This window comes from Acidobacteriota bacterium (assembly GCA_012729555.1).
GTDB lineage: Bacteria > Acidobacteriota > UBA6911 > UBA6911 > UBA6911 > UBA6911.
On record JAAYCX010000086.1, the window covers coordinates 1 to 3000 of the forward strand.

Below are 3000 nucleotides of genomic sequence, written 5' to 3' on the forward strand. Positions count from 1 at the left end.
AACCGGCAGATCGTGGGGGTGCTCCGCGACATCACCGAGTACAAGCGGCTCGAGGCGCAGTTCCTGCAGGCGCAGAAGATGGAGGCGGTGGGGGTGCTCGCCGGCGGCGTGGCCCACGACTTCAACAATCTCCTCAACGTGATCAACGGCTACACCGACCTGGCGCTCGAGGAGGTGGCCCCCGGGGAGCCGCTGCGGGAGGAGCTGGAGCACGTGCGCGACGCGGGCAAACGGGCGGCGGCGCTGACGTCGCAGCTGCTGGCCTTCGGGCGCCGGCAGATCCTGCAGCCGGAGACCTTCGACCTCGGCCCCGTCATCGGGGAGATGAGGCCCCTGCTCCGGAGCATGATCCGGGAGGACATCGAACTGGACTTCCATCCCGGGCCGGGGTGGATTCACGCCGACCCGGCCAGGGTGCAGCAGGTGGTGATGAACCTGGTGGTGAACGCGCGCGACGCCCTCCCGGCGGGCGGAAGGATCCGGGTGGAGAGCGGGGGCGTCGAGGTCGGGGAGGCGCGGGAGGAGGGGGCGGCGCCCGGACCCTGCGTCCGGCTGGCCGTCGCCGACAACGGGGTGGGGATGGACGCCGAAACCCGGGAGCGGATCTTCGAGCCCTTCTTCACCACCAAGCCGAAGCGGAAGGGGACCGGGCTGGGGCTTTCGACGGTGTACGGCATCGTGCGCCAGAGCGGGGGCTTCATCCGGGTCGCGAGCGCAAAGGGGGAGGGGACCACGGTCGAGGTCTTCTTCCCGCCCGCCCGGGACGCGCTCACCCCGCCGGCGCCCGAGAGCCGGCCCCGGGCGACCGCAGGGGGAGCGGAAACGATCCTCCTGGTCGAGGACGAGCCGGCCATGCGGGCGCTGGCCGGCCGGGTGCTGCGCGGCGGCGGCTACACGGTGCTCGAGGCGGCCGACGGCGCCGAGGCGCTCGGGGTGGCCGGGGAGCACCCGGGACCTATCCACCTGGTGGTGAGCGACGTGGTCATGCCGGGGATGGGGGGGCGCGCCCTCGTCGAGAGCCTCGGCGCGATCCGCCCCGGCATCCGGGCGCTCTACATTTCCGGTTACGACAACGAAGCCATCTCCCACCACGGGGTGCTCGAGACGGGGGTCGCCTTCCTGCAGAAGCCGTTCTCTCCCCGCCAGCTGGCGCTTAGGGTGCGCGAAGTGCTCGATTCGGCGCCCGCGGGCGAAAAAGCGTAAGCACCCGCACGTCCCGGCCGATATGACCCCAGAGCTTCCGGGCCCTGTCCCACGGGGGGCACCAGCAGATTTCCCGGAAGCGGCGCAAATTCGCGAACGGTTGGGCCGGGAGAGGCCTGCCCCCACGGGCGGGCGCCCGCGTTTTAAAGAAAAGAAAGGATTTACAGATGAGAAAGATGGCACCGGTGATGTTGATGATGCTGGCCCTCGCCGCGACGGCGGTGGCCCAGGACGCCCCCGACTGGGAGGTCTTCGGCGGTTACTCGATGATGAAGGGGGACCTGCTCAGTACGAGCAACCTCGCACTCGGAGGGATGTCGCCCCGCCTCATGGGCTACGACGGCCCCGAGGGGTACGGCACGAGCATGAACGAGGCCGTGATCACCAACGGCTTCGACTTCGCCCTGACCCGCAACCTGAACAGCTGGGTGGGGATCAAGGCCAACTTCAGCGGCCACTACGGCACGCTCGACATCGACACCGCGATGACGGGCGACTACGAGAACGAGTATTACGACGAAACCTACAGGAACACGACCAGCATGGCCGGCAAGGCCGACTACCGGCGCTACAACGTGCTCTTCGGGCCCCAGTTCAGCTGGAACAACGACTCGATCGTCCGCCCCTTCGCCCACGCCCTCTTCGGCGTCTCGAAGATGACGGCCGACGACGTCAACGTGCGCTACGTCGATTCCTATGTCGATGACTACGGCGACAGCGTCTACTCCGACGAGGATGTCACGACGATCACCGGGAGCCTCAAGGGGGACACCAACCTCGCCATGGCCTTCGGCGGCGGCATCGACCTCAAGGCGGGCAAGAACGTGAGCATCCGGCTGATCCAGGCCGAGTACGCCCCCACCTACAACCGGATCAAGACCGACGTCACCGCCACCACCGTCGACTACGACGACGGCGAGGTGTGGTCGACCGACACCACCCGGATCCGCTCCACCGGCGCCTCGAGCCGCCTGAACAACCTCAAGCTCTCCTTCGGGGTGGTCTTCAATTTCTAGCCCCCCGGCCGACACGAGTATCACGAAAGGGGCGCGTCCCGCGGGCGCGCCCTTTTTTTTGGTGCGCCCGATCGGAATCATCCCTGATCGGGGACGGGAGCGGAAAAGGTTTGTCTCCGGGGCGCAGGAAGAAAAAGCATCCTGGACCGTGCCTCCGCGGCCTGGCCGGCAACGCCCCGGATGATCGGGAATCGGCACCCTCCGTCCGGCCGCGCGAGCGGGCTACCGATGGATTGGCCGCAGGCGGTCCTTCGTGGTCCTACCCGTGCGGTTGATCGGGCCATAACGGCGGGCCTTTCCAATAACCTGATGAATCAGAATACGCCGGGGGGCGCCATGAGCCCGATTTTGAATCCTTCCCGGACCGCCGCAGGGCGCGATGAATCGAGACGCAAGGGGTTCTTCTGGCCCAGGCTCGAGAGCCAGCCGGACATCGACGGCGCCCTTGACGGCGGGATCCTCTTTGCCTTCATCGTGGCGGGGGCGGGCACTTTGTCTGTCATGTTCCGCATCCTGCCGCGGACATCGCTCGTGGACCGTGCCCTCTTCGCCGGTTTCGGTTTCGGCATGGCCGGGAGCTCGCGCGTCTTCGCCATCGGGGCTTTCGCCCCCTGCCTGCCGGGCGCATCGACGCCCTTGCCCCGGGGAGCCGCCGGGGACCGGGCATCGTCATCCGTGCCATGATCCCGGCCGTATTCTTCAACGCCGTGCGCGCGACCTTCGCCCGCCACCGCATGGCGCGGCGGAGCGTGGCGGAAGGGAACGAGGGCCGGGACATGGA

3 protein-coding genes are annotated in these 3000 nt (G+C 68.2%); all 3 read left to right on the top strand.

All coding sequences use genetic code 11. The annotated features are described in order from the left end of the window. On the top strand, window positions 1-1203 hold a 1203-nt coding region (locus tag GXY47_14635), incomplete at its 5' end, for a response regulator (GenBank protein NLV32376.1). Between the two features lie 167 nt (window positions 1204-1370). After that, the gene (locus tag GXY47_14640) at window positions 1371-2219 is read left to right on the top strand and encodes a hypothetical protein (GenBank protein ID NLV32377.1); all 849 of its coding nucleotides are present in this window, start codon (window positions 1371-1373) and stop codon (window positions 2217-2219) included. A 336-nt stretch (window positions 2220-2555) separates the two neighbouring features. Then, on the top strand, window positions 2556-2903 hold the full coding sequence (locus GXY47_14645; protein NLV32378.1) for a hypothetical protein: 348 nt from the start codon (window positions 2556-2558) through the stop codon (window positions 2901-2903). Window positions 2904-3000 lie beyond the last annotated feature (97 nt).